Source organism: Agathobaculum desmolans ATCC 43058 (assembly GCF_000701665.1).
GTDB lineage: Bacteria > Bacillota > Clostridia > Oscillospirales > Butyricicoccaceae > Agathobaculum > Agathobaculum desmolans.
Map to the genome: position 1 here is coordinate 99,862 of NZ_JNJN01000003.1, position 20,408 is coordinate 120,269.

17 protein-coding genes are annotated in these 20,408 nt (G+C 55.4%); 8 read left to right on the forward strand and 9 right to left on the reverse strand.

Translation table 11 applies throughout. The annotated features are described in order from the left end of the window. Positions 1–271: 271 nt before the first annotated feature. From T363_RS0101765 to T363_RS0101775, 3 genes are all read right to left on the reverse strand, one after another. Entirely contained in the window at positions 272–1,252 is a 981-nt protein-coding gene (locus T363_RS0101765; RefSeq protein WP_031472655.1) for a diaminopimelate dehydrogenase, read from the reverse strand. A 112-nt stretch (positions 1,253–1,364) separates the two neighbouring features. Further along, positions 1,365–2,165: a tRNA lysidine(34) synthetase gene (locus T363_RS0101770; protein WP_031472657.1), complete on the reverse strand. Its 801-nt coding sequence runs from the start codon at positions 2,163–2,165 to the stop codon at positions 1,365–1,367. Beyond that, a complete protein-coding gene (locus tag T363_RS0101775) occupies positions 2,162–2,917 on the reverse strand; it encodes an SDR family NAD(P)-dependent oxidoreductase (RefSeq protein ID WP_031472659.1) in 756 nt (251 codons plus the stop codon). The genes T363_RS0101770 and T363_RS0101775 overlap by 4 nt, the downstream gene beginning before the upstream one ends. A gap of 201 nt (positions 2,918–3,118) precedes the next feature. Here T363_RS0101775 and rnr point away from each other — a divergent pair, with 201 nt between their 5' ends. From rnr to uraA, 3 genes are all read left to right on the forward strand, one after another. Then, positions 3,119–5,365 (forward strand): ribonuclease R, encoded by a 2,247-nt coding sequence (rnr, locus tag T363_RS0101780; RefSeq protein WP_051643021.1) that lies wholly within the window; start codon positions 3,119–3,121, stop codon positions 5,363–5,365. Positions 5,366–5,408: 43 nt separating this feature from the next. Then, positions 5,409–6,251, forward strand: coding sequence for a patatin-like phospholipase family protein (locus T363_RS0101785; protein ID WP_031472663.1), 843 nt, complete (start codon positions 5,409–5,411; stop codon positions 6,249–6,251). Positions 6,252–6,325: 74 nt separating this feature from the next. Beyond that, a complete protein-coding gene (gene uraA, locus T363_RS0101790; RefSeq protein ID WP_031472665.1) occupies positions 6,326–7,609 on the forward strand; it encodes a uracil permease in 1,284 nt (427 codons plus the stop codon). A 178-nt stretch (positions 7,610–7,787) separates the two neighbouring features. On the opposite strand, the gene T363_RS0101795 is transcribed toward uraA, so the two are convergent. Both T363_RS0101795 and T363_RS0101800 read right to left on the reverse strand, forming a co-directional pair. Continuing rightward, positions 7,788–10,055 (reverse strand): S-layer homology domain-containing protein, encoded by a 2,268-nt coding sequence (locus T363_RS0101795; RefSeq protein ID WP_031472667.1) that lies wholly within the window; start codon positions 10,053–10,055, stop codon positions 7,788–7,790. Positions 10,056–10,188: 133 nt separating this feature from the next. Then, positions 10,189–11,223 (reverse strand): tyrosine-type recombinase/integrase, encoded by a 1,035-nt coding sequence (locus T363_RS0101800; RefSeq protein WP_051643022.1) that lies wholly within the window; start codon positions 11,221–11,223, stop codon positions 10,189–10,191. 164 nt (positions 11,224–11,387) lie between these two features. On the opposite strand from T363_RS0101800, the gene T363_RS0101805 reads away from it, so the two are divergent. Further along, the gene (locus T363_RS0101805) at positions 11,388–13,967 is read left to right on the forward strand and encodes a X2-like carbohydrate binding domain-containing protein (RefSeq protein ID WP_031472671.1); all 2,580 of its coding nucleotides are present in this window, start codon (positions 11,388–11,390) and stop codon (positions 13,965–13,967) included. 77 nt (positions 13,968–14,044) lie between these two features. Here the strand turns inward: T363_RS0101805 and T363_RS0101810 are convergent, their stop codons facing one another. Then, entirely contained in the window at positions 14,045–15,115 is a 1,071-nt protein-coding gene (locus tag T363_RS0101810) for a sensor histidine kinase (RefSeq protein WP_031472673.1), read from the reverse strand. Between the two features lie 259 nt (positions 15,116–15,374). Here T363_RS0101810 and gap point away from each other — a divergent pair, with 259 nt between their 5' ends. The 3 genes from gap (at position 15,375) to T363_RS14330 (ending at position 18,406) form a co-directional block, all read left to right on the forward strand. Next, entirely contained in the window at positions 15,375–16,403 is a 1,029-nt protein-coding gene (gap, locus tag T363_RS0101815; RefSeq protein ID WP_031472678.1) for a type I glyceraldehyde-3-phosphate dehydrogenase, read from the forward strand. Between the two features lie 225 nt (positions 16,404–16,628). Continuing rightward, positions 16,629–17,531 (forward strand): tyrosine-type recombinase/integrase, encoded by a 903-nt coding sequence (locus T363_RS0101820; protein ID WP_031472680.1) that lies wholly within the window; start codon positions 16,629–16,631, stop codon positions 17,529–17,531. A 287-nt stretch (positions 17,532–17,818) separates the two neighbouring features. Further along, positions 17,819–18,406: an HNH endonuclease signature motif containing protein gene (locus tag T363_RS14330; RefSeq protein ID WP_034971439.1), complete on the forward strand. Its 588-nt coding sequence runs from the start codon at positions 17,819–17,821 to the stop codon at positions 18,404–18,406. Positions 18,407–18,571: 165 nt separating this feature from the next. Here T363_RS14330 and T363_RS0101830 read toward each other — a convergent pair whose 3' ends face one another. Beyond that, the gene (locus T363_RS0101830) at positions 18,572–19,219 is read right to left on the reverse strand and encodes a SprT-like domain-containing protein (protein ID WP_031472684.1); all 648 of its coding nucleotides are present in this window, start codon (positions 19,217–19,219) and stop codon (positions 18,572–18,574) included. A 119-nt stretch (positions 19,220–19,338) separates the two neighbouring features. Then, positions 19,339–19,617: a hypothetical protein gene (locus T363_RS0101835; RefSeq protein WP_031472686.1), complete on the reverse strand. Its 279-nt coding sequence runs from the start codon at positions 19,615–19,617 to the stop codon at positions 19,339–19,341. Positions 19,618–19,804: 187 nt separating this feature from the next. On the opposite strand from T363_RS0101835, the gene T363_RS0101840 reads away from it, so the two are divergent. After that, positions 19,805–20,023 (forward strand): helix-turn-helix domain-containing protein, encoded by a 219-nt coding sequence (locus T363_RS0101840; RefSeq protein ID WP_034971441.1) that lies wholly within the window; start codon positions 19,805–19,807, stop codon positions 20,021–20,023. A gap of 91 nt (positions 20,024–20,114) precedes the next feature. Here T363_RS0101840 and T363_RS0101845 read toward each other — a convergent pair. Further along, on the reverse strand, positions 20,115–20,408 hold a 294-nt coding region (locus tag T363_RS0101845; protein ID WP_031472690.1), incomplete at its 5' end, for an IS3 family transposase.

Sequence of the window (20,408 nt, forward strand, 5' to 3'; positions counted from 1 at the left end):
CTTTCAGCCGGTTGAAAAGTGTTTGGCAGATCAGTGCCAGTGATACGCGCGGCAGCGCGCATGAAACGGCATTTGCAGCGCAAATGCATAGAAAGTCAGGATATGTGCCTGACTTTCTATCCCCTGAGAGAGAAAAGGTTTCCGTATGGGAACTTTTTCGTGTTTGTGTTTGGCAACGCCCAAACACGGATTGTCGGAAAAACAAAGTTTTTCGACAGTCTTAAAGGCGCTGCGTCACGCAGATCCTTTTTGCTCTGGTTTTATTTGGCGCTTACAGCATATGCGCGCGCAGCTCCTCGCCCGACTGGGCGGACAGGTAGGCGGGGGCAATATCGAATACGGTTTTGGCGCCGCTCATGCCCTCCTGCGCCATGCGGTATGCCGCGCGGGCATAGGCAACGAGCACCGAGCCGGTAAATTCCGGGTTGGAATCCAACTGCAGGCGGTATTCGATCACATGGTGGTGGCCTTCTGCCGTTTCACCGCTGCGGATGACAAAGCCGCCGTGCGGCAGGCCGGCATGCTCACGGGCAAGGGTGTCTGCGTCGATAAAGTGCACGGTGGTGTCATAATCCGAAAAATAGTTGGGCATTTCCTTGATCTCGCGCTCAATGCGGGCGAGATCTGCGCCCTCCTCTGCAACGACAAATACTTCGCGGGTGTGCTTTTCGCGGGTGGTCAGCGTGGGATTCTGACCGGCGCGCACGGCTTCCAGCGCGGCGGGTACGGGCACGGTATACTGGCGTGCATCCTGAACGCCTTCGATGCGGCGCACTGCGTCCGAGTGGCCCTGGCTGACGCCGCGGCCCCAGAAGGTATAGTCCTTGCCGTCCGGCAGGATGCAGGAGGCATACAGGCGGTTGAGGGAGAACATGCCGGGATCCCAGCCGCAGGAGATGATGCCGATTTTACCGGCCTTTTTCGCGGCAGCATCTACGTTTGCAAAATGCGCCGGGATGCGTGCATGCGTGTCAAAGCTGTCGATCACGTTGAAAAGCGCTGCATATTTGGGGGTCTGCTCGGGCAGGTCGGTGGCGCTGCCGCCGCAGATCATCAGTACGTCGATCTCGTCCTTCATGGCTTCCGCCTGATCCGCGTGCAGCACCTTTGCGCCTGCGGTAGCAATATGCAGGTTTTCCGGTGCGCGGCGGGTGAAAACGGCCTTCAGTTCCATATCCGGATTCTTGGCGATTGCGGCTTCTACACCGCGGCCGAGGTTGCCATAGCCCAAAATACCGATGCGAATGGTCATAGTATGGGTGGTCTCCTTTCCATTCTGACGAAAAGTTGTTTTTTTCGCTCCTATCATACCACGCTGCGGGGCGCTTGTCCAGAAAACTTGCAGATTTTTTACGACAGGCCCTCTACCGGAAACGGTCGAGAAAACTGTGGGCGCCGGTGTCATCCCGCCAGCCGAGCAATTTGGCGGTATCCACGTTTTTGACCGCATTGAGAATATTGGCCTCGATCTGCGGGTTTTCCGCTGCGAGCCGGGCGATCAGCGCCTTGACCGCAGCGCGCTTGGTATCGCTTTGCAGCGCTTTGGCGGGGCAGGCGCAGGGCAGGAAGGACAGGCCGCAGCTGTCCGCCCATGACTGCACGGCGCGCTCACGCACCAGATACAGCGGGCGGATCAGCTCCATCCCCGGATAATGGCGGGCGGCAAGGCGCGGCAGCATGGCCTGCACCTGCCCGCCGTACAGCAGCCCCATCAGAACGGTTTCGATCGCATCGTCGTAATGGTGGCCGAGGGCGATCTTGCTGCATCCGCGCTTTTGCGCTTCGGCATACAGGTAGCCGCGGCGCATTTTAGCACACAGAAAGCAGGGATGCCCGGCCGCGTGCCGCCCTGCGATGCGCAGTACATCCGTGCGGAAAATTTCGAGCGGCAGCGCCAGCCGGGCGGCGTTTTGCTCCAGTTGGGCGCGGCCCTCCGGGGTATAGCCCGGATCCATAGCGAGAAAGCACAGCGTAAAATCGACCGTGTGCTGCAGATCCTGCAGCAGGAGGGCGAGCAGCATGGAGTCCTTTCCCCCGGAAATGCACACCGCGATGCGGTCGCCCGGTTGCACGAGCGCATAGTCGCGCACCGCGCGCATAAAGGGCTTGCGCAGCGTGTGCCGGAATTCGTCTTGCAGGGTGTGCCGGATCTCGTGTGCGTTCATCGGCCGTTCTTCCTGTGCTGGAAATGGTAGGTGATCCGGGCAAGCAGGCAGTCCGGTGCGAAATGCCGCGCAAGGGTCATCGCCTTCATAGCGGCGCCGGGTACAACAATGCCCTTACCGGCGAACAGCCCGTCCACGGCTTCCCGGGCAACGCGTGCGGCGGCCAGCCCGTTCAGGGTGAACCGCACGCCTGCCACCTGATTGAATTCGGTATCCACCGGGCCGGGGCAGAGCGCGCAGATGCGCACCGGACTGCCGGCGCGGCGCAGTTCTTCCCGGACGGCTTCGGTCAGCCGCAGAACGTAGTTTTTGGTCGCATAGTAGGTTGCCATCAGCGGGCCGGGCAGAAAACCGGCGGAGGAGGCAACATTCAGAATATAGCCGCGTCCGCGGGCGGTAAAATCCTGCACGGCGAGCTTGGTCAGGATATGGACGGCACGGATGTTGACGTCGATCATACGCAGCTCTTCATCCAGATCGCCTGCGGCGAACGACCCGAACAGGCCAAAGCCTGCGTTGTTGACGACGACCTCCAGATCATCGCCGCGCACCGCCTGATAGAGCAGGCGGCACTCCTGTTCATCTGCGATATCTGCCGCGATCACATGGCAGACGGTCGGCAGCTCGGCGGCCAGCGCCCGCAGGCGGTCCTCCCGCCGGGCGCACAGCACCAGCTCGTAGCCGCGCGCGGCCAGCAGGCGGGCAATCTCGCGCCCGATGCCGGAGGACGCGCCGGTGATCAATGCTTTCATGTGGTTTTCCTCACTTTCCGCAGCATTTGTCTGTTTTGTTTAGTGTACCATGCCGCGGCGTGCGGCGCAAGGCGGGAAAACGGTCGCTTTTTGGCTGCGGCACTGCTGATAGGGGCATTTCCTACGGTTTTGCGCTGATTTTACTTTGCAATCCCAGCGGAAAATGGTATACTGTTATACACACGAAAAGGAGGGCGACTTATGCAGAACAACGCACTGGAAAGCACCTTGCTTTCTTTGCTGGCACAGCCACTGCGGATGGATGAGATCCGCCGCGCCCTGCCGGAAACCGGAAAGCAGGAGCTGAAGCAGGCGATCGACCGCCTGCTGGCAGACGGCCTGATCACGAAAAACAAAAAGAACCGCTTTGCTGTGTCCGCGCACTACGGCTGCGTGACCGGCACCTATCTGGCAACCGAGCGGGCGTTTGGTTTTGTTGCGCCCGATACGGCGGAGGGCAACCCCAAGCCGGACGACCTGTTTATCCCGCCGAACGCGGCGGGCGGCGCGTGGCACGGCGACCGGGTGCTTGTCAAGCTCAGCGAACGCAAAAACGGACGGGGACGGAGCGAGGGAACGGTGATCCGTGTGCTCAGCCGCGCGGGCGGCGAGCTGACCGGGGCGCTCTGCCGGCGGGGAAACCAGTATTATGTGCAGCCGGTGTCGAAAAAATATCCCGAGATCATGATCGACCGGCATGATCTGGGTCCGGCGCAGGTGGGCGACCGCGTAGCGGTTTCGGTTACCCATTACGGCGATGACCGTCTGGCGCCGCGCGGCGTGGTGCAGGCCGATCTGGGTGAGGACGGCACGATGCAGGCGTCGATCGCCGCGATCCTGCGCGAAAACGGTGTGTATGAGGAATTCCCGGCCGATGTGCTTGCACAGGCGGATGCGATCCCGCAGGAGGTGCCCGCAGCAGACTGCGCCGGGCGGCTCGATCTGCGCGACCGTCTGGTATTCACCATTGACGGGGATGACGCCAAGGATTTTGACGATGCGGTGTCGCTCGAGCCGCTTGAAAACGGGCATTATCTGCTCGGCGTGCACATTGCGGATGTCAGCCATTACGTTACGCCCGCCTCGCCGCTGGACGGCGAAGCCTTCCGGCGCGGCACTTCGGTATATTATCCCGGCCATGTGGTGCCTATGCTGCCGTTTGCGCTGTCGCACGGCATCTGCTCGCTCAATCCCGGCGTGGACCGGCTGGCCTTTTCCGCCCTGATGGAGATGGATCGGGACGGCCGCCGTTACGGGGCGAAATTTGCCAAATCGGTCATCCGCTCGGGTGCGCGCATGACCTACCGCAAGGTCAACGATATTTTGGACGGCGATGCGGCGCTGCGGACGGAATATGCGCCGCTTGTCGAAACACTGGAACAGATGAACCGTTTGGCACAGGCGCTGTATAAGCGCCGTATCGAGCGCGGCGCGCTCGAGCTGGAGATCCCGGAGACCGCCATTGCGGTCGATGCGGACGGACAGCCGACCGGAATCGCCTTCCGCTCGCGCGGCGACAGCGAAAAGCTGATCGAGGAGTTCATGCTTGCCGCCAACGAGGCGGTGGCAGAGTTTATGTGCAAGCGGGATAATCCGACTGTGTACCGCGTGCATGAAAACCCGGATCCGGATAAGCTGCGCGTGTTCGCGCAGTTTGCGCGGCCGTTCGGCTACCGGATCGATCCCGGCAAGCCGCAGGATACCGCCCAGTTTCAGGCGGTGCTGCGCGGGGCGAAAAACGACCCCAGACAGCGCATCCTGCCCATGCTGCTGCTGCGCAGTCTGGCGCGGGCGCGGTATGCGGAGGAATGCTTGGGGCATTATGGGCTGAAGGCCAAGTTTTACCTGCACTTTACCTCGCCCATCCGCCGCTATCCCGATCTGGTGGCGCATCGGATGCTGCAAAAGGCGCTTGACGGGGCGGAATTTACCAATGCCGACCACACCGCCTGCGAGGAGGCGGCGTCCCAGTCCACCAACCGCGAACAGGCGGCGGATAACTGTGAACGCGATATCGATAAGCTGTTCATCGCGGCGTATATGAAGCAGTTCATCGGGGAGGAATTTGACGCAGAGGTATCCGGCGTGCAGGCGTTCGGTGTGTTTGCCGCGCTCGAGAACGGCTGCGAGGGACTGATCCGCGTGGAACTGCTGGCAGGGGATTATTACCAGTATGACGAGCAGCATATGACCATGCAGGGCAGGCATACCGGCAAGCGGTTTACCGTTGGTATGCCCATCCGCGTGCGGCTGATCGCTGCCAGCGAGGTCACGGGACAGATCGATTTTGCACCGGCGGACGGCACATTGCCGCAGGCCGGGCTGCCGCCGCAGAACGTGGAACCGGCGGATGCGCTGCCGCGCGGCAACCGTGCCCAGCGCCGCCGCGCGGGACGGGGACACGCCGCCCGCAAGGGAAAAAAGCCGCCCACCCGCAAGCGGAGATAATGCGCGGGGAACGGACAAAGCTGATAAGGAAAGAAGAGTACGAATGCCTGCATTGATTTTGGAGGGCGGGACCTTCCGCCCTATTTTTTCCTGCGGCGTGATGGACGCGCTGCTCGATCACGATGTGATGTTTGACTATGTTTCCGGTGTTTCCGCCGGCATTACGGACGGGATCTCCTATCTGTCCCGCCAGCGGGGCCGCAACTGGGAAGTGCTGCGCCGCTACCGGCATGACAAGCGCTATCTCGGCGCACGCAACCTGCTGCACGATCACTCGATTTTCGGGGTGGATTTTGTGTTTGACACCATTCCCAATGAGCTGCTCCCCTTTGACTGGGATACGTTTTTGCAGTATCAGGGGCGGGTGCTCGTCGGTGTGACCAATGCCGAAACCGGCGAGGCGGAATATCTGGACGGGATGCAGCTGGATAAAGCGTGCACCATGCTGCGCGCCACCTGTTCGATCCCGATTTATTTCCCGCCGGTCAAAATGGGGGACAAAATTTATTATGACGGCGGCGTGGCCGATCCGATCCCGATTGTGAAAAGCCTGCATGACGGCAATACCAAGCACCTGATCGTGCTGACACAGCCGGACAGCTACCGCAAGCAGCAGTCGCGCGGTACGCTGCTGGCCGCCCGCGCCATGCGCCGCAGGTATCCCAAGCTGTGTGAGACCATGCTCAGCCGTCCTAAGCGGTATAATGATACCGTGTGCCTGTGCCGTCAACTGGCGGCCAAGCAGCCGGAAAACACCGTGCTGCTCCAGCCGGACGAACCGCTTGCAAGCTTTGAAAAGGATATGGAGCGGCTGGAATACGGCTATGAAATGGGCTACAACATGGCCTGCGCCCGCATGGACGATATCAAGCGTCTGTTTGATTGAGAAAACCGCGCGGCAGCGCGTTTTCATATGCACCGGCTGCGTCCGGAATTAAAAAAGAGGGGATAAAAAGACAAATGCAGACAAAAAAGATCATCCAGGTCGAGGACAAGGTACCGCCGCGCCTGCTGGCGCCGCTGTCGATCCAGCACATGTTCGCCATGTTCGGTGCTTCCGTACTGGTGCCGTTCCTGCTCGGCATCAATCCGGCGATCGTGCTGTTTATGAACGGCGTAGGCACGCTGCTGTTTATTGCCATCACCAAGGGCAAGGCGCCGGCTTATCTCGGCTCGTCCTTTGCGTTTATCGCGCCGGCCACACTGATCATCCAACAGTGGGGATATCAATATGCGCTCGGCGGCTTTGTGGTGGTGGGCGCATGCGGCTGCCTGCTGGCGCTGATCATTTACAAGTGCGGCACCAAATGGATCGATGTGGTGCTGCCGCCTGCGGCAATGGGGCCGGTGGTTGCGCTGATCGGTTTGGAGCTGGCGGGAAGCGCCGCTTCTACCGGCAAAATCGTCGGGGAAGGCGTTACCAGCGCTACGGTCATCACCTTCTGCGTTACGCTGGCGGTAGCGGTGCTGGGCAGCGTGCTGTTCCGCGGCTTCCTTTCGGTCATCCCGATTCTGATTGCGATCCTGTGCGGTTACGCTACCGGTTTGATCACTGAGGCTGTGATGGGTGAGCATGTGATCCGTGACGGGATCGCAGCAGCTCTGCAGCAGCCGCTGTTCATGCTGCCGGACTTCCAGACGCCCAAATTCAATTTGGATGCGATTTTGATCATGCTGCCCGTGCTGCTGGTCATTGCCAACGAGCACATCGGCCACCAGTTGGTGACGAGCAAAATCGTCGGGCGAGACCTGCTCAAGGAGCCGGGGCTGCACCGCTCGCTGTTTGCGGATAACTTTTCCACGGCGCTTTCCGGCCTGATCGGCTCGGTGCCGACCACGACCTACGGCGAAAACATCGGCGTAATGGCGATCACGGGCGTGTATTCCGTGCGCGTGATCGGCGGCGCGGCGGTGCTGTCGCTCATCTGCTCATTCGTTGGCCCGCTGGCGGCGCTGATCCAGACCATTCCCGGCCCGGTCATCGGCGGCATTTCCTTTCTGCTGTACGGCATGATCGGCACTTCCGGCCTGCGGATTTTGGTGGATAATCAGGTGGATTACGGCCGCAACCGCAATATGGTGCTGACTTCGGTCATCTTTGTTACCGGTCTTTCGGGCGTTACGCTGCAAATGGGCAATGTATCGCTTTCCGGTATGACGCTGGCGGCAATCGTCGGCATGCTGATGAGCCTGCTGTTTGCTGCGTTTGACAAGCTCGGCCTGTCCAATGATACGGCGAAGTGAACCGACTGCCCACACAAAAATGCACGGCAGCGCCCATGTATAAAAGCTGAGGAGACTGCCGAAAAACTTTCGATACAGAAAATTTTGCATCGTTCGAAGCAACAAGAACGCCCCCGTTTCCAGCAGGAAACGGGGGCGTTTGCTTGTTAGGCGAGGGAAAGGGGATAGCCTGTCAACATCAAATCATGGTCAGCAGCTTGGCAAAAGCGGCGCGGGTGAAGCTGCCCTGCGGCTGAAGGGTGCTGTCCGACAGGCCGCTGATCAGCCCCTTTTGGATGCACAGCGCCGCGGCGGCGCGGCGCGGGCCGGGGATCTGCCCTGCATCGGAAAACGGGGCAAGCAGCGGTTCGGCCGCTGCGGTGTCCGGCAGAGCGGCGCCCTGCGCGGTCAATAGGTTGGCAAAAAGCTGCATGGCGTCCGCACGGGTCATTACAGCATCCGGGCGGAAGTTTTCAGTCAGCCCTTCCAGCAGACCGGCGGCATAGACCGCACTGACTTCCCCTGCATACCACTGCGTGTGATCCAGACCCGGCATCAGCGTTTCCGGTATGCTGAGCTTGCGGCTGCGTGCGACTGTGGCGCAGACCTCGGCGGTGGTGATCGCGTCATCCGGGCGGAACAGGCCGTTTGCGCCGTGCATCAGGCTGCGGTCTGCCACGGTTTGGATGTATTCTGCTGCCCAGTGGCTTGTTTTAACATCGCGGAAGCCGGCGACAGTATTGACTGCGGGGGTATACGGCGTGTGAAGAGCCTGCCAGCAGGCACCCGTACGGTCGAGCACGGCATCGAGCTGCTCGAAAGAGAGCAGATAGCTTTCGGTATAAGCGCGGCGGACGCTGCTTTCATATTCATTATAGTACCATGTCACGCCTGTCTCGCTCATGCGCGGGAAGCTGTACAGGTAGATCGGATGCTCGGACGGCAGCAGGGCTTTGATGGTATCCATATAATCGCCCGTGAACAGATCGGCTGTCTGATACGGTGTGCCGGTGCGCAGGTCAAAGGCAAGGCAGTTGTTCCACACGGAAGCCCCCTCGCCCTTGCCGCTGATGCAGTTTGCCCATACAACAAGCACGGAGCCTTCCACAGCGGCACCGTAGCCGCCCTCGAGCGCCTCATATTCCGCAGAGACCGACGGTCCCTCCAGAAAGAAGGCGCGGATGGCTTGGTTGATGCTTTTTTGTACGCTTTCATCCGGCAGACCGCGGATCTCCGGAAAATCGACATTCCAGCCGTGCTCAGTACCATCCGCCTGATAGCCCATGAATTTTTCGTAATGCACGGTGTGCGCGCTAAGGCCTTCGCCCAGATCGAATGTGGTTGGCTGTGCGGATAGGGTGTGGCCGGTAGACAGGTTGATGTATTTGATAGTGCCGTCCTGCGTGACGCGCACTACATTTTCGCTTAGCAGGGTGGGGTTTTCCGCCTGTTTCAGGCTGGCAAAGTAGCCGCCGTTCTTACGGAAGAAGACAAGCGTGCCATCCTCCATGCCGTGCCACGACAGACCGTAGCGCAGCTCGTTGAATCCGCCGACATAGCTGGGGGTGCGGTAAGCAATATTGCCGTTTGCATCCACTGCGGCGGCAGAGCCATCCTCGCTGCGGGCGGCGTACAGCCCCTCGCCCATATAGGAAAGGTAGTAGTAGGTCGGCTCGGTCAGCAGGCGGCCGGTGGTATCCATCAGTCCCCAGCGGTTGACCTGACGCACCATCGCCACGCCGTCCTCAAATTCCGAAATGGTGTGGTAGAGAAAATCGGTCAGGTATTCACTGCGGGAAAGTGAATACAGCGCCTGATTGGTGCCGTTGGAAAGCACAATGGTATCCTCGCCGAAGATCGTCATATAAGAAGGGGTGATGCTGCTCTCCAGTGTGTATAGCGTGTTGCCCTGCGCGTCTATCGCCAGATAAGCGCCGTCCGTGCTGCGCACAAGCGCCCGCCCACCCGAAAAAACACCGGCATCGGCAAATTCCCCGGGAAAGGCGCGCTCACCGTTGGGATGCACATAAAAGCAGCGGTTAGAGGCGGCGCTGCGGCAGAGCAGCAGGTCATTTTCAAAAAAACCGACAGCGCCGGCGTAGGAGCCGACCTGCTTGCCATCCAGCGTGTAATAGACGCTGTGATCGGCATAGCGGTAGGCGATCATCGTATCTGAAAAATCCACGCTTACCGGGGCTGCGGTGTAGGGGATGACCAGCTTGCCGGTGCGGTCGATCACGGCGGTCTCCCACCGGTCGTTTTCAACGGCGGCCATACCGCACGCGGCAAACTCGCCGGCCTGTGCGTAGGCGTAGGGCAGCACCGTCTGTCCTTCTTCATCCAGATAGCCCGCACGCGTTACACCGTCGATATCGGTGCGGTAGGCGGGGAAAACCGAACCTGCCGCGGCAGCGCCGACGATCATTACGCCAGCCAGCAGCAGGGCGGAGCAAAGTTTTTTCAGCATGGCAGTTTCCGTCCTTGGAATAAGTTCTTACCCAAATTATATCGGCTTCGCCTGATTTTCTCAACACGGACGGAACAAGTGTAACAATCGTGACACAGGAGCGGAATTATTACAGTTAGATTGCAGCGCACCGTTACAGTCCGATCACCGGTGTGGCACCCTTGGCAATGGAGACCTTTTCTACATAAGGCACATGGGCGTATACGTTGGCAGTCGTCGCAATGTCCGAGTGTCCCAGCCATTCCTGGATCTGCTTAAGGGAAAAGCCCTGCTGCAGCAGAATGGTGGCGACCGAGTGACGCAGATCATGAAAGCGGATGCGCGGCAGTGCCGCCCGGCGGCACACACGCTCGAATTCACGCGAGATATAGTCCGGCCGCAGGGGGGAGCCGTCCTCATAGCAGCAGACATAGCCGGTTTTGCAGTACTGCTTGCCCAACCGCCTGCGGTTGGCTTCCTGCCGGCGGCGCAGGTCACGCAGGTACCGGCACAGCGAATCCGAAAGCGGCAGGGTACGGTAGCTTGATTTGGTTTTCACATTATCCGCGTAAATGATCCGCCCGCCGGACTGCACCGCCGTGTGGTTGATGACCATGCTGCGTGCGCGCAGGTCGACCGCGCTCCAGCGAAGTCCGGCACATTCGCTGCGGCGCAGACCGTAGGTTGCGGCGAGCACAAAGGCCGCTTCCGCCGGAGAGTGCAGCGCTGCTGCCAGAAAGACATTGATCTGCGCCCGGTCGTACACCTGTCCGCGGTATTTATAGCGCTTGGGCAGCATCACATTATCCGAGGGGTTGACCGGGATGATCTGCAGCGCTACCGCGTATTTCAGACATTTGTGCATGATCGAATGAAACTTGATGATCGAGGTGGGGGACAGGCCCTGTGCAAACTTTGCGTTGACAAAATCCTGAAAATCCATCGGCCGGGCCGTGGCGAGCGTGGTGCCGCGGGCGCTGAAAAACGGACGGATGTGCTTTTCAAAAGCGTAGCGGTAGCCATCCATCGTGTTTTCGCGTACCTGCGTTTTCATTTGATCGAGCCAGCCGTCCATAAAGTCAACGAAGGGCATTTTGGCCTCTTCGGAATAGCGCAGCCGCAGCAGATCCTCGGGACGGAGCATGAAGTGGATATAGCCGTCCTCTTCATAAATGCGTAGGTTGTCCATCACGGAACCTCCTTTTATGGTAATAAATATCATTTTACCACAGTTAAGCGCCGCGGTGCATGATTTTTACAGCTCTTCTTCCGTAAGACTGCACAAAAAATAACAGTACACAAATGTGCAAAACAATGGTAGAATAAAACTAATAAACCAAAGAGGTGATCGCTGTGAAAAGATTTCTGTCCGCCGTGCTGACGGCTGCCATGCTGGTGTGTATGCTGCCGACAGCGCTGGCTGCTTCCGACATTGACGGCCATTGGGCGAAAAAATACCTGATTGAAATGAATGAGCTGGGCATTATCAAGCCCTCTGCATCAACCGGCAAATACACGCCGGAGCAGGCGGTGACCCGCTGGGAGTTTATGCGCTATCTCAACCGTGCGTTCGGCTTTACCGAAAAGGCGGCAATCCACTATGCGGATGTGCCCGCCGGCTCGGCTTATTACGAAACGGTACAGATCGCGGTCAAGCACGGTTACATTAACGGTGTGAGCGATACGCGGATGGACCCCGAAGGGACCCTGACGCGTGAGCAGGCTGCAACCATCCTCGGCCGTCTGCACAAGTATACGCCTGCGGCTGATGATTCCGAGCTGAACGCTTTTTCGGATAAGCACAAGCTGAGCGATTACAGCAAAAGCTATGTGGCCGAGGCGGTGCGGCAGGGCTATATCGATGGCTATACCGACGGTACGTTCAAACCGCAGGGCAAGCTCAAGCGCGGAGAGATCGCTAAGCTGCTGTACTTTTTCCTTGGTTCTTCGCTGCGCACGAGCGGCTTTGCCTATACGCAGGGCAACTTAAACAGCGATACGAAAAACGTAACGATTTCCGCACCGTGCACGCTGGCCGATGCGGTGGTTCCCGGCAACCTGTATATTACGGAAGGCGTGCTTTCCGGCAACGTCACCCTGTCCAATGTAACGGTGCAGGGCGATTTGGTCATCAGCAGCGGTAATGTGACGCTGGATGGTGTTTCTGCGCTGGAGATGACCGTATCCAATCCGCTCGGCCTGACCCCGCAGATCGAGGCGACCGGCAACACCAATATCGGCACAGTAACGCTGCAGGCTTCGGCTTCGCTGTCCGAACGCAGTCTGGCGGCATCCGCAGGCGGTTTTGCTGACCTGCGCATCACCGGCGATGATTTGGCGCTGACGTTGGATGCAGCGGTGTGGGATGTTTCCACTGCGGGCAAGACCTCAATCCTGACCACAGGCAGCACTACGGTTGCCGACCTGACTGCGAACGGCGCAACGGAGGTGACCGGCGGCGGTTCGGTGCAAACAGCTAAGCTGAATGTAAACGGCTGCGAGCTGGTCATGCGGCCGGATTCCTACGAGCTGGCGGGCGGTGTTTCCGCAGTGATCGCGGGCGAGTCGGTTTCGGCCTCCACCAGTGTTTCGGTATCGCCTTCGGTGCTGTCGATCGACGCGGCCAATAAGGATGCGATCGCCCATTCCTATGAATTCACCTTCAATGCGGACAAGAACGATCTGGTGCGCATCACGGTAGACGGGGAAAACCTTGCGCAGGGCAAGGATTACAACCTGCTGAGCGGAAAAAACGGCATCCGTCTGTACAAAACCTTTTTGACTACCCTGCGTACCGGCACGTATACCGCGGAGCTGCTGTTTGAGGACGGCTCTAAGGCAGCTATCGGCCTTGTGGTGGGCGATTCTGCACAGAGCGCGGTCAGCCCGTCGCAGATCACATTTGATAAGTATGACGGATCGGCCAATCATACCGATTTGACCGTTACGCTGGCTATGCCCGCAGGCACCCTGCTGGACAGCGTGAAGCTGGGCAGCACGGTGTTGGAGCACGGTGCAGATTATACCTATAATGCTTCGACCGGTGTGGTACGCCTGATGCGTGATACACTGGCCAAAAAGAGCCGCGGCACTTACACCATTACGTTTGTGCCGAGCCGCGGGTCTTCCATGACCTGCTCGCTGAAGGTGGAGGATACCTCGCCCATCAATGAGCTGTCGGCGGAAACGGTTGATTTTGACTCTAACCAGAATTCCGGCGGCTATCAGGATATCAGCCTGACGCTGCGTACGGTGGACGGCGCAACGCTCAAGTATATCCGTGCCGGCGGCAAGACGCTGGAGGAAGACTGGCAGTACCGCGTGGACGGCAGCACGGTTACGCTGAATAAATCGGCAGTTGCTTCGTTTGGCGAGAACGGCGCCTCTTATGCGGACTTTACGTTCGTGATGTCGAGCGGGCGCAATCCGGTGCTGCGCGTCAATTATGTAACAACCTATGCGCTGACCGCCAATGTGGTCGATGACCTCGGCCTGCCGATCGAAGGCGCGTCCGTGAGCTTCCGGCCGGAGGATGCGGAGAGCGGTACCGCTGAGCAGTCTGCCTATACGGATCGTGACGGCCGGGCAACGGTATATGTCAAGCGCGGTTCCTACAAGGTTACGGTGACACATGAGCGCTTTACGGAGACGCTGTCGCAGAATGTGAAGGTTTCCTCGGCCCGCACCGTGAAGCTGACCGGCGAGATTTTGGAGACGGTGCAGATTGTGGTGACCAACGCATATGGCGCACTGCTTTCGGGCGCGATTGTGACAGTCGGCGGCAAGAGTGTAACTACCGGTATGGACGGCACGGCGTCCTTTAGTCTGAAGCGCGGCAATTATGTTGCCCAGATCGCCTGCACCGGCTATGCAACACAGTCGCTGCAGCTGCCGGTTACCAGCAGCCTGCGTGAGCGGGTAGAGCTGAAATAAGTTCCAAACAGCAGAAAAAGGGAGGGTACGCGGTGCGTACCCTCCCTTTGTTTGTGCGGCGCAGCCGGATGCGCAGGTCAATCCAGAATGGAAAGCTCGATCTCCTCGACCGTCCACCCGTCTTCCATAATCATGGGAGCGTACAGGTTATGATCGGCAAGGGTATCCGGCAGGTGTGCGATGCTCAGGTGGAGTTCGCTGCCGCCGCCCTCCCGCGGGGAGAGCAGCAGGCGGCCGCCGTGCAGCTGCGCAATGCACTGCGTCAGCGGCAGACCCAGTCCGAGCGGCGCACCATGGCGCACCAGCGACAGGTATTCCTTCAGCGGCATGGTGCGGTGCCAGCCTTCCAGCAGCCAGTCGAACAGCCGGGGATCGAGTCCGGGGCCGCGGTCGGCTACGGTGATGGTGTAGAAGATGCCGTCGTCCCGCAGGATGACGGTCACGCCTTCCTCTTTAGTGGTCACGCGCAGGGCGTTGGTCAGCAGGTTGTACAGCGCTGTACGGATCAGGCCGGGTTCGACCAGTGCACTGCACGGATGGGGGGCGCGCACTTCGACCGGTGGACGGTCCGCGCCGGCTACCGCTTCCGCTGCGGTGCGGCAGAGAACTGCCAGATCGCAGTATTGCAGGCGGAGCTGCTCGGTTTGCGGCGGGTCGTGCAGAAAATCCGAGTGATTGAGCAGGCGGTGCAGCCGCAGGCAGCCCCGGCGGATGCGGCCGGCCAGCGCCGGATCTTCGATTTGCCCGGCATCGGCCAGCAGTGCCCCGAGATACTGGGCGCTTTTGGCGTGCAGTACACGCAGGCTGCCGTCATACGCGGCGCGGTCGCACCGCAGGAAGGCCAGCAGTGCGCCTTCCCGGTGGGGGATCAGTTCAAGCCGGTAGGTGGCGCCGTCCAGCTCCTCATAAACAGTGCGGGGTTCTCCGGCTGCGATGCATATGCGCAGTGCCTGCAGCGCATATTCGCTGAGCACAGGTGCGATCGGGTCGAGCGGGTGCAGGCCGGTCATGCCGGCGGCAGCCGCATTGCAGTTTTCAATGCGGAGCGATGCGCCCACTACGATAAGCGCCGCATCCTGCAGCCCGGTACGGGAGAGCAGCTCGCAGACTGCCGTCCCTTCGAGCTGGGAAAAGAAAGTGTCGGTCATCCTTATCCTCCAGAAAATTTCGGCCGCCCCTGTACCCGGACAGGTATAAGGTCGGCTGACGGCTGAAATACTATATTTTGTATGATGGTTTTATTATACCACCAGTGCCGCACGCATTGCAAAGAAAAATATACAAAAACCCCGCCGCTAATGACAAAAAATTCACAAATATTACACCTTGCGGCATACAGGCACTTTAGTGTATAATAAAACCATTGAAAGAGAATAATCTCGATAATTTTTAGGAGGAAACTAACAAATGGCTATCAAAGTAGGCATCAATGGCTTTGGCCGTATCGGCCGCATGGTTTTCCGCGCCGGTCTGAAGAACCCGAACATCGAGTTCGTTGCGGTAAACGATCCCTTCATGACTCCGGACTACATGGCATATATGCTGAAGTACGACACCATGCATGGCCGTTACGACGGCACCATTGAGTACGATGACAACTCCATCACCGTTGACGGCAAGAAGGTCCAGTTCTTCGCTGAGATGGACCCCAAGAACATTCCGTGGGGCAAGGCCGGCGCTGATTACGTTGTTGAGTCCACCGGCGTTTTCCTGACCAAGGAGAAGGCACAGGCACACATCGACGGCGGCGCGAAGAAGGTCATTATGTCTGCTCCGTCCAAGGATGACACCCCGATGTTCGTTATGGGCGTTAATCAGGACACCTACACCAAGGATATGACCTTTGTTTCCAACGCTTCCTGCACCACCAACTGCCTGGCTCCGATCGCTAAGGTTCTGGACGAGGCGTTCGGCATCACCGAGGGTCTGATGACCACTGTTCACTCCGCTACCGGCACCCAGAAGGTTGTTGACGGCCCCTCCAAGAAGGACTGGCGCGGCGGCCGTGCGGCTTGCGGCAACATTATCCCGTCCTCTACCGGCGCTGCTAAGGCAGTCGGCAAGGTTTACCCCAAGCTGAACGGCAAGCTGACCGGTATGTCCATGCGTGTTCCGACTCTGGACGTTTCCGTTGTTGACCTGACCTGCAACCTCGCAAAGCCGGCGTCCTACGAGGATATCTGCGCTGCGATGAAGGCTGCTTCCGAGAAGCCGCTTTCCGAGGGCGGTCTTAAGGGCGTTCTGGGTTACACCGATGAGGACGTTGTTTCCTCCGACTTCCTGGGCGACGAGCGCACCTCTATCTTCGACGCCAAGGCCGGCATCCAGCTGACCGACACCTTCGTAAAGGTTGTTTCCTGGTACGACAACGAGTGGGGCTACTCCAACAAGCTGCTGATGCTCATCGAGCACATGGCTGAGGTTGACAACAAGTAAGTTGTTGCAAGTATCCTCTGATTTTCGATAAAGTTACTGATAGAACGCATTAAAAGTTCTAATGTGATTTTTTGAAGGTCTACGTTCTGTTAGATAATATGTGAATTTGTTACGGTAGCGAAAGCGAAACGGTTCGCGGAAACTACAGTAGCGGATGGACTACCATAACAGAAGCAAATCGCACCTCTTTCTAAGGCATAACGCCGCAGAAAGAGGTGCTTTTTTATGTTATTAAATGATGCAGCAAAGGAATTTGAGTTTAACTGCAAGTGTAGAAAACTGTCGGACAAAACCATTAAGAACTACAGTAAACTGATTTCGTATTTGCTGGACTACCTGAAAGACAGGCATATGGTTTTGACCTTAGAGGATATGCGCCCTGTATATATCAAAGGCTATATTATGGAGCTACAAGAGCAAGGGAAGAAACCGCAATATATCAATGACCAGATTAAAGCGTTTAAGGTCTTGTTCCGGTATTTGTACGAGGAAGGCTACACAGATACGATTTTGACAGACCGGATAAAGAACGTCAAAATGCCGAAAACCATTATTCAGACTTTTACCGAAAAGGAAGTAAAAGATATGGTTGATTTCTACCACGGGCAAAGCTATATGCAGCTTCGGGACAAACTGATGCTGATGACATTCTTTGACACAGGTATTCGTGTAAGCGAGTTAATAGGCATGAAGCTTTCGCAGATAAAAGATGAATATATCATCATATATGGGAAAGGCAGCAAAGAAAGGGTTGTTCCGAAAAGTCCGATGTTAAGCAAATGGCTTTTCAAATATATCAATACAAGGGAACATTACTTTGTGTACCGCCATGTACCGGAAAACGTATTTCTAAGCAGGAACGGCAGGCCGATGACAACCGAAGCGATTCACCGTGTTATCAAGATTGCAGGGAAAGGGGTTGGTGTCAATCGGGATATCCGAGTCAGCCCGCATACATGCAGACACACATTCGCACAGATGCAGTTAAAGAATGGTCTGGATTTGTATAGTCTGTCCCGCGTGATGGGACATTCCAACATCAGTATTACACAACGGTATTTGGAAGGCTTGAAGGATGATGAAGTGCTGAATGCCTGCAAATCTACAGGTATTTTAATGAATATCTGATAAGATACTTTTTAGATGTCTAAACCCGCTATTTACAGTTTATTCATATATTTTCGCAACTTATTTGCGTTTTGCATATTGAAATAGAAACAATTTTATGGTATAATATGGAACATAAACAGTCAATATGGCGGCTTGATTAAAATGTATAAAACAAGTACTGGAAGAGTTTATATGCACCATTCTTCATAGGCTTTTCCACAAAAAAAGACTCCTGCCCGTTTTAAATAACCGCCTAAAATCAATAGAAGACTGTTGAGTTTTATATCTTAAAAGGAGTCTTGTTTATGATTACTGAAAATTTAAAAAATCTTGCGCAAAAATACCCAAAAGGCTTTTTCTCCTACAATGACGAGACATATTTTCGTATGGTCACTAAGGCGGACGAACAGGGTGAATATTTCATCGTAAACGCAGGTGATGCAGTGCAACATTATCACCGTGATACCGATACAGTGACATATTTAAAGTTCTGCAAAGACAGAAACGGCTATGATACTGTGAAGATTCATGGGAAGAACGCGTTTGTTCATCGATTGGTTGCGCAAAGATTTGTGCCCAATCCCTATAACTTACCGGAGGTACATCACATTGATGGCAATAAAAGCAATAATTGCTATCTCAATCTGGAGTGGTGTACACGCGCCGAACATAACGCGAAGCATGGGAAGCCGATTGTTGCGCTGGATAAAGAAACGAAGGAATTAAAATTCATGTTTCAAACGGCTGCTGAAGCGCAAAGAGAAACCGGCATACCCGCGATAGGAATCAGGGACTGTTGCAAAAAACGCTATCCGACCTATCGCGGTTATATCTGGATGTATGTGTCGGAATATGAAGTTTTACTAAATGAACCTGCCGCAAATGGTACATGATATACATAGCTCATACGGGGCTGTAGATGCCCTGTATTAAATTTTTTCACATTTTGCATATAAACGCTAATAAAATTAAAATACGGGCACATACAACATTTTAAACCAGCTTATGAAGAATGGAAAATAGGGATGCAGTTTTTGCTGCATCCCTATTTTTGAAGTTCACTTTTCAATTATCATATGCATATTGCAGTCGAGACAGGCGATATTAACATTTTTGGTGGCTCGAACAGAATTTCCACAGCAATGGCAGATATATTTCCTTGTGCTGGATGCACGGGGCGGCAAGCTGTTGTCCGTGCCGCTATGTGTTCCTGTTCCTGTCATATGGAAGCCTGTAAACTCGTTTCTACAAATCAGAATGTCAGTTAAGCCATTCTGTAGAATAAAGTCAAGAAGTTTATCGCTGGGAGACGTATGCGCCCATCCATATTTCTGGCTGTAATCTACAATCAATCCATGAGATTCGGCGGATTCTTTAAAGCGTTTGTTGTGATAAGTATTTCCTCTACTGCAATCCTTAACGCCGTTTTCATAGTTGTAGTAATGTACCATTTCATGAAGGAGAGTAGCAGCAACATCTTCAATTGGCCTTGCAAGCGTTCCAGCTCCGATATTGATTTCGTGGGTTGCGCCCAGTTTGGAAACCCATGTATCCGCCTGCAAAGAAAAGTGTCCATATGCTCTTGGTGTAGATTGGATGGTGATAGTTGGTCTTGAAAGTGCACTTTCAAAAAATTCTGCATTGAGCAAATCAAACATCTTGTTCAGATAGCCCGCAACGCGGTTATAGCTTGTCAATTCTTTCATTTTATGTTCTCCTTGATTTTAGAGGAAGGGCAAGCTATAATGTTCTTGCCCTTCCTGATTGGTTGGGGTAAAGCTCTTTGTACGGTTACTTTGGTCGGTGTTCGTACAAGGGGCTTTTCTTATGCGCTGATGGAAAAACGGCGGCTGGCGGTTTGCTTAGTAAAGGTTTTATATAATTCGCCGTACTTCTTTTTAAACGCTGTGGTGTCAAAGCGATTGGAGAGTACCGAAGTCCAACGGATGATGTATTTCCCTGCATTGAGTTCTTCGGTATCTCTTTCAAGCATTTCTGCCTTAATGCTGTCGCGGATGGCTTCGGCCTGCTCTTTGGCTTCCTGCATTAAGGCTTCCCATTCATTCAGGCTTTCAATTTTTGCTACTAATTCGTTCTGGCTCATGGTTTGTATCTCCTTTTGTGTTTTGTATTGGGTTCTCCCTTTAACTGTCTATATTATAGCACTAAATATTAGTGCTATCAATAGATAAAATGCACTAAAATACAGTGCTAAAATTGTGAATATTATGCACTTGATATTAGTGCTATCAAGAGATATAATAAGGATAATGGGAAAGGAGTCTTTTTATATGGCGATTCGATATAAAATTGATATATTAGCTGCATTAAAAGAAAAAGGGTATACATCTACAAGAATAAGAGAAGAAAAACTGATAGGCCAATCTTATCTACAACAAATGAGACATGGCGAATTGGTGTCTTGGAAAACGATTGATACGATTTGTAGATTACTGAACTGTCAGCCGGGGGATTTGGTGAAGTATGTTGATGATTGCGTTCAGGGATAAGTAGATATGCTTTCATATAAAAATAAAACCGAGCGGGTGCATTATTGAAGTGACCCCAAAAAGTTAGACAATATTTTCAAATAAATACTGTTCAAGCTACTGAAAGGGCTTGTTGTCTGTGTAAGACAGGCGGCAAGCCCTTTAATTTCGCCTTAATTCTTTTGTTATTGTAGTAATCTAAATATTCTATCAGTTCTTGCTTAAAGTGCTCCATGGAGTTAAATTCTTGCAGGTAGAGCAGCTCGCTTTTGAGCAGACCAAAAAAGTTCTCAATCACTGCATTGTCCAAGCAGTTACCTTTGCGGCTCATGCTCTGCCGGATACCCTTGTTTCTGAGCATTTGTTGGTATTGTTTATGCTGGTAATGCCAGCCTTGGTCTGAGTG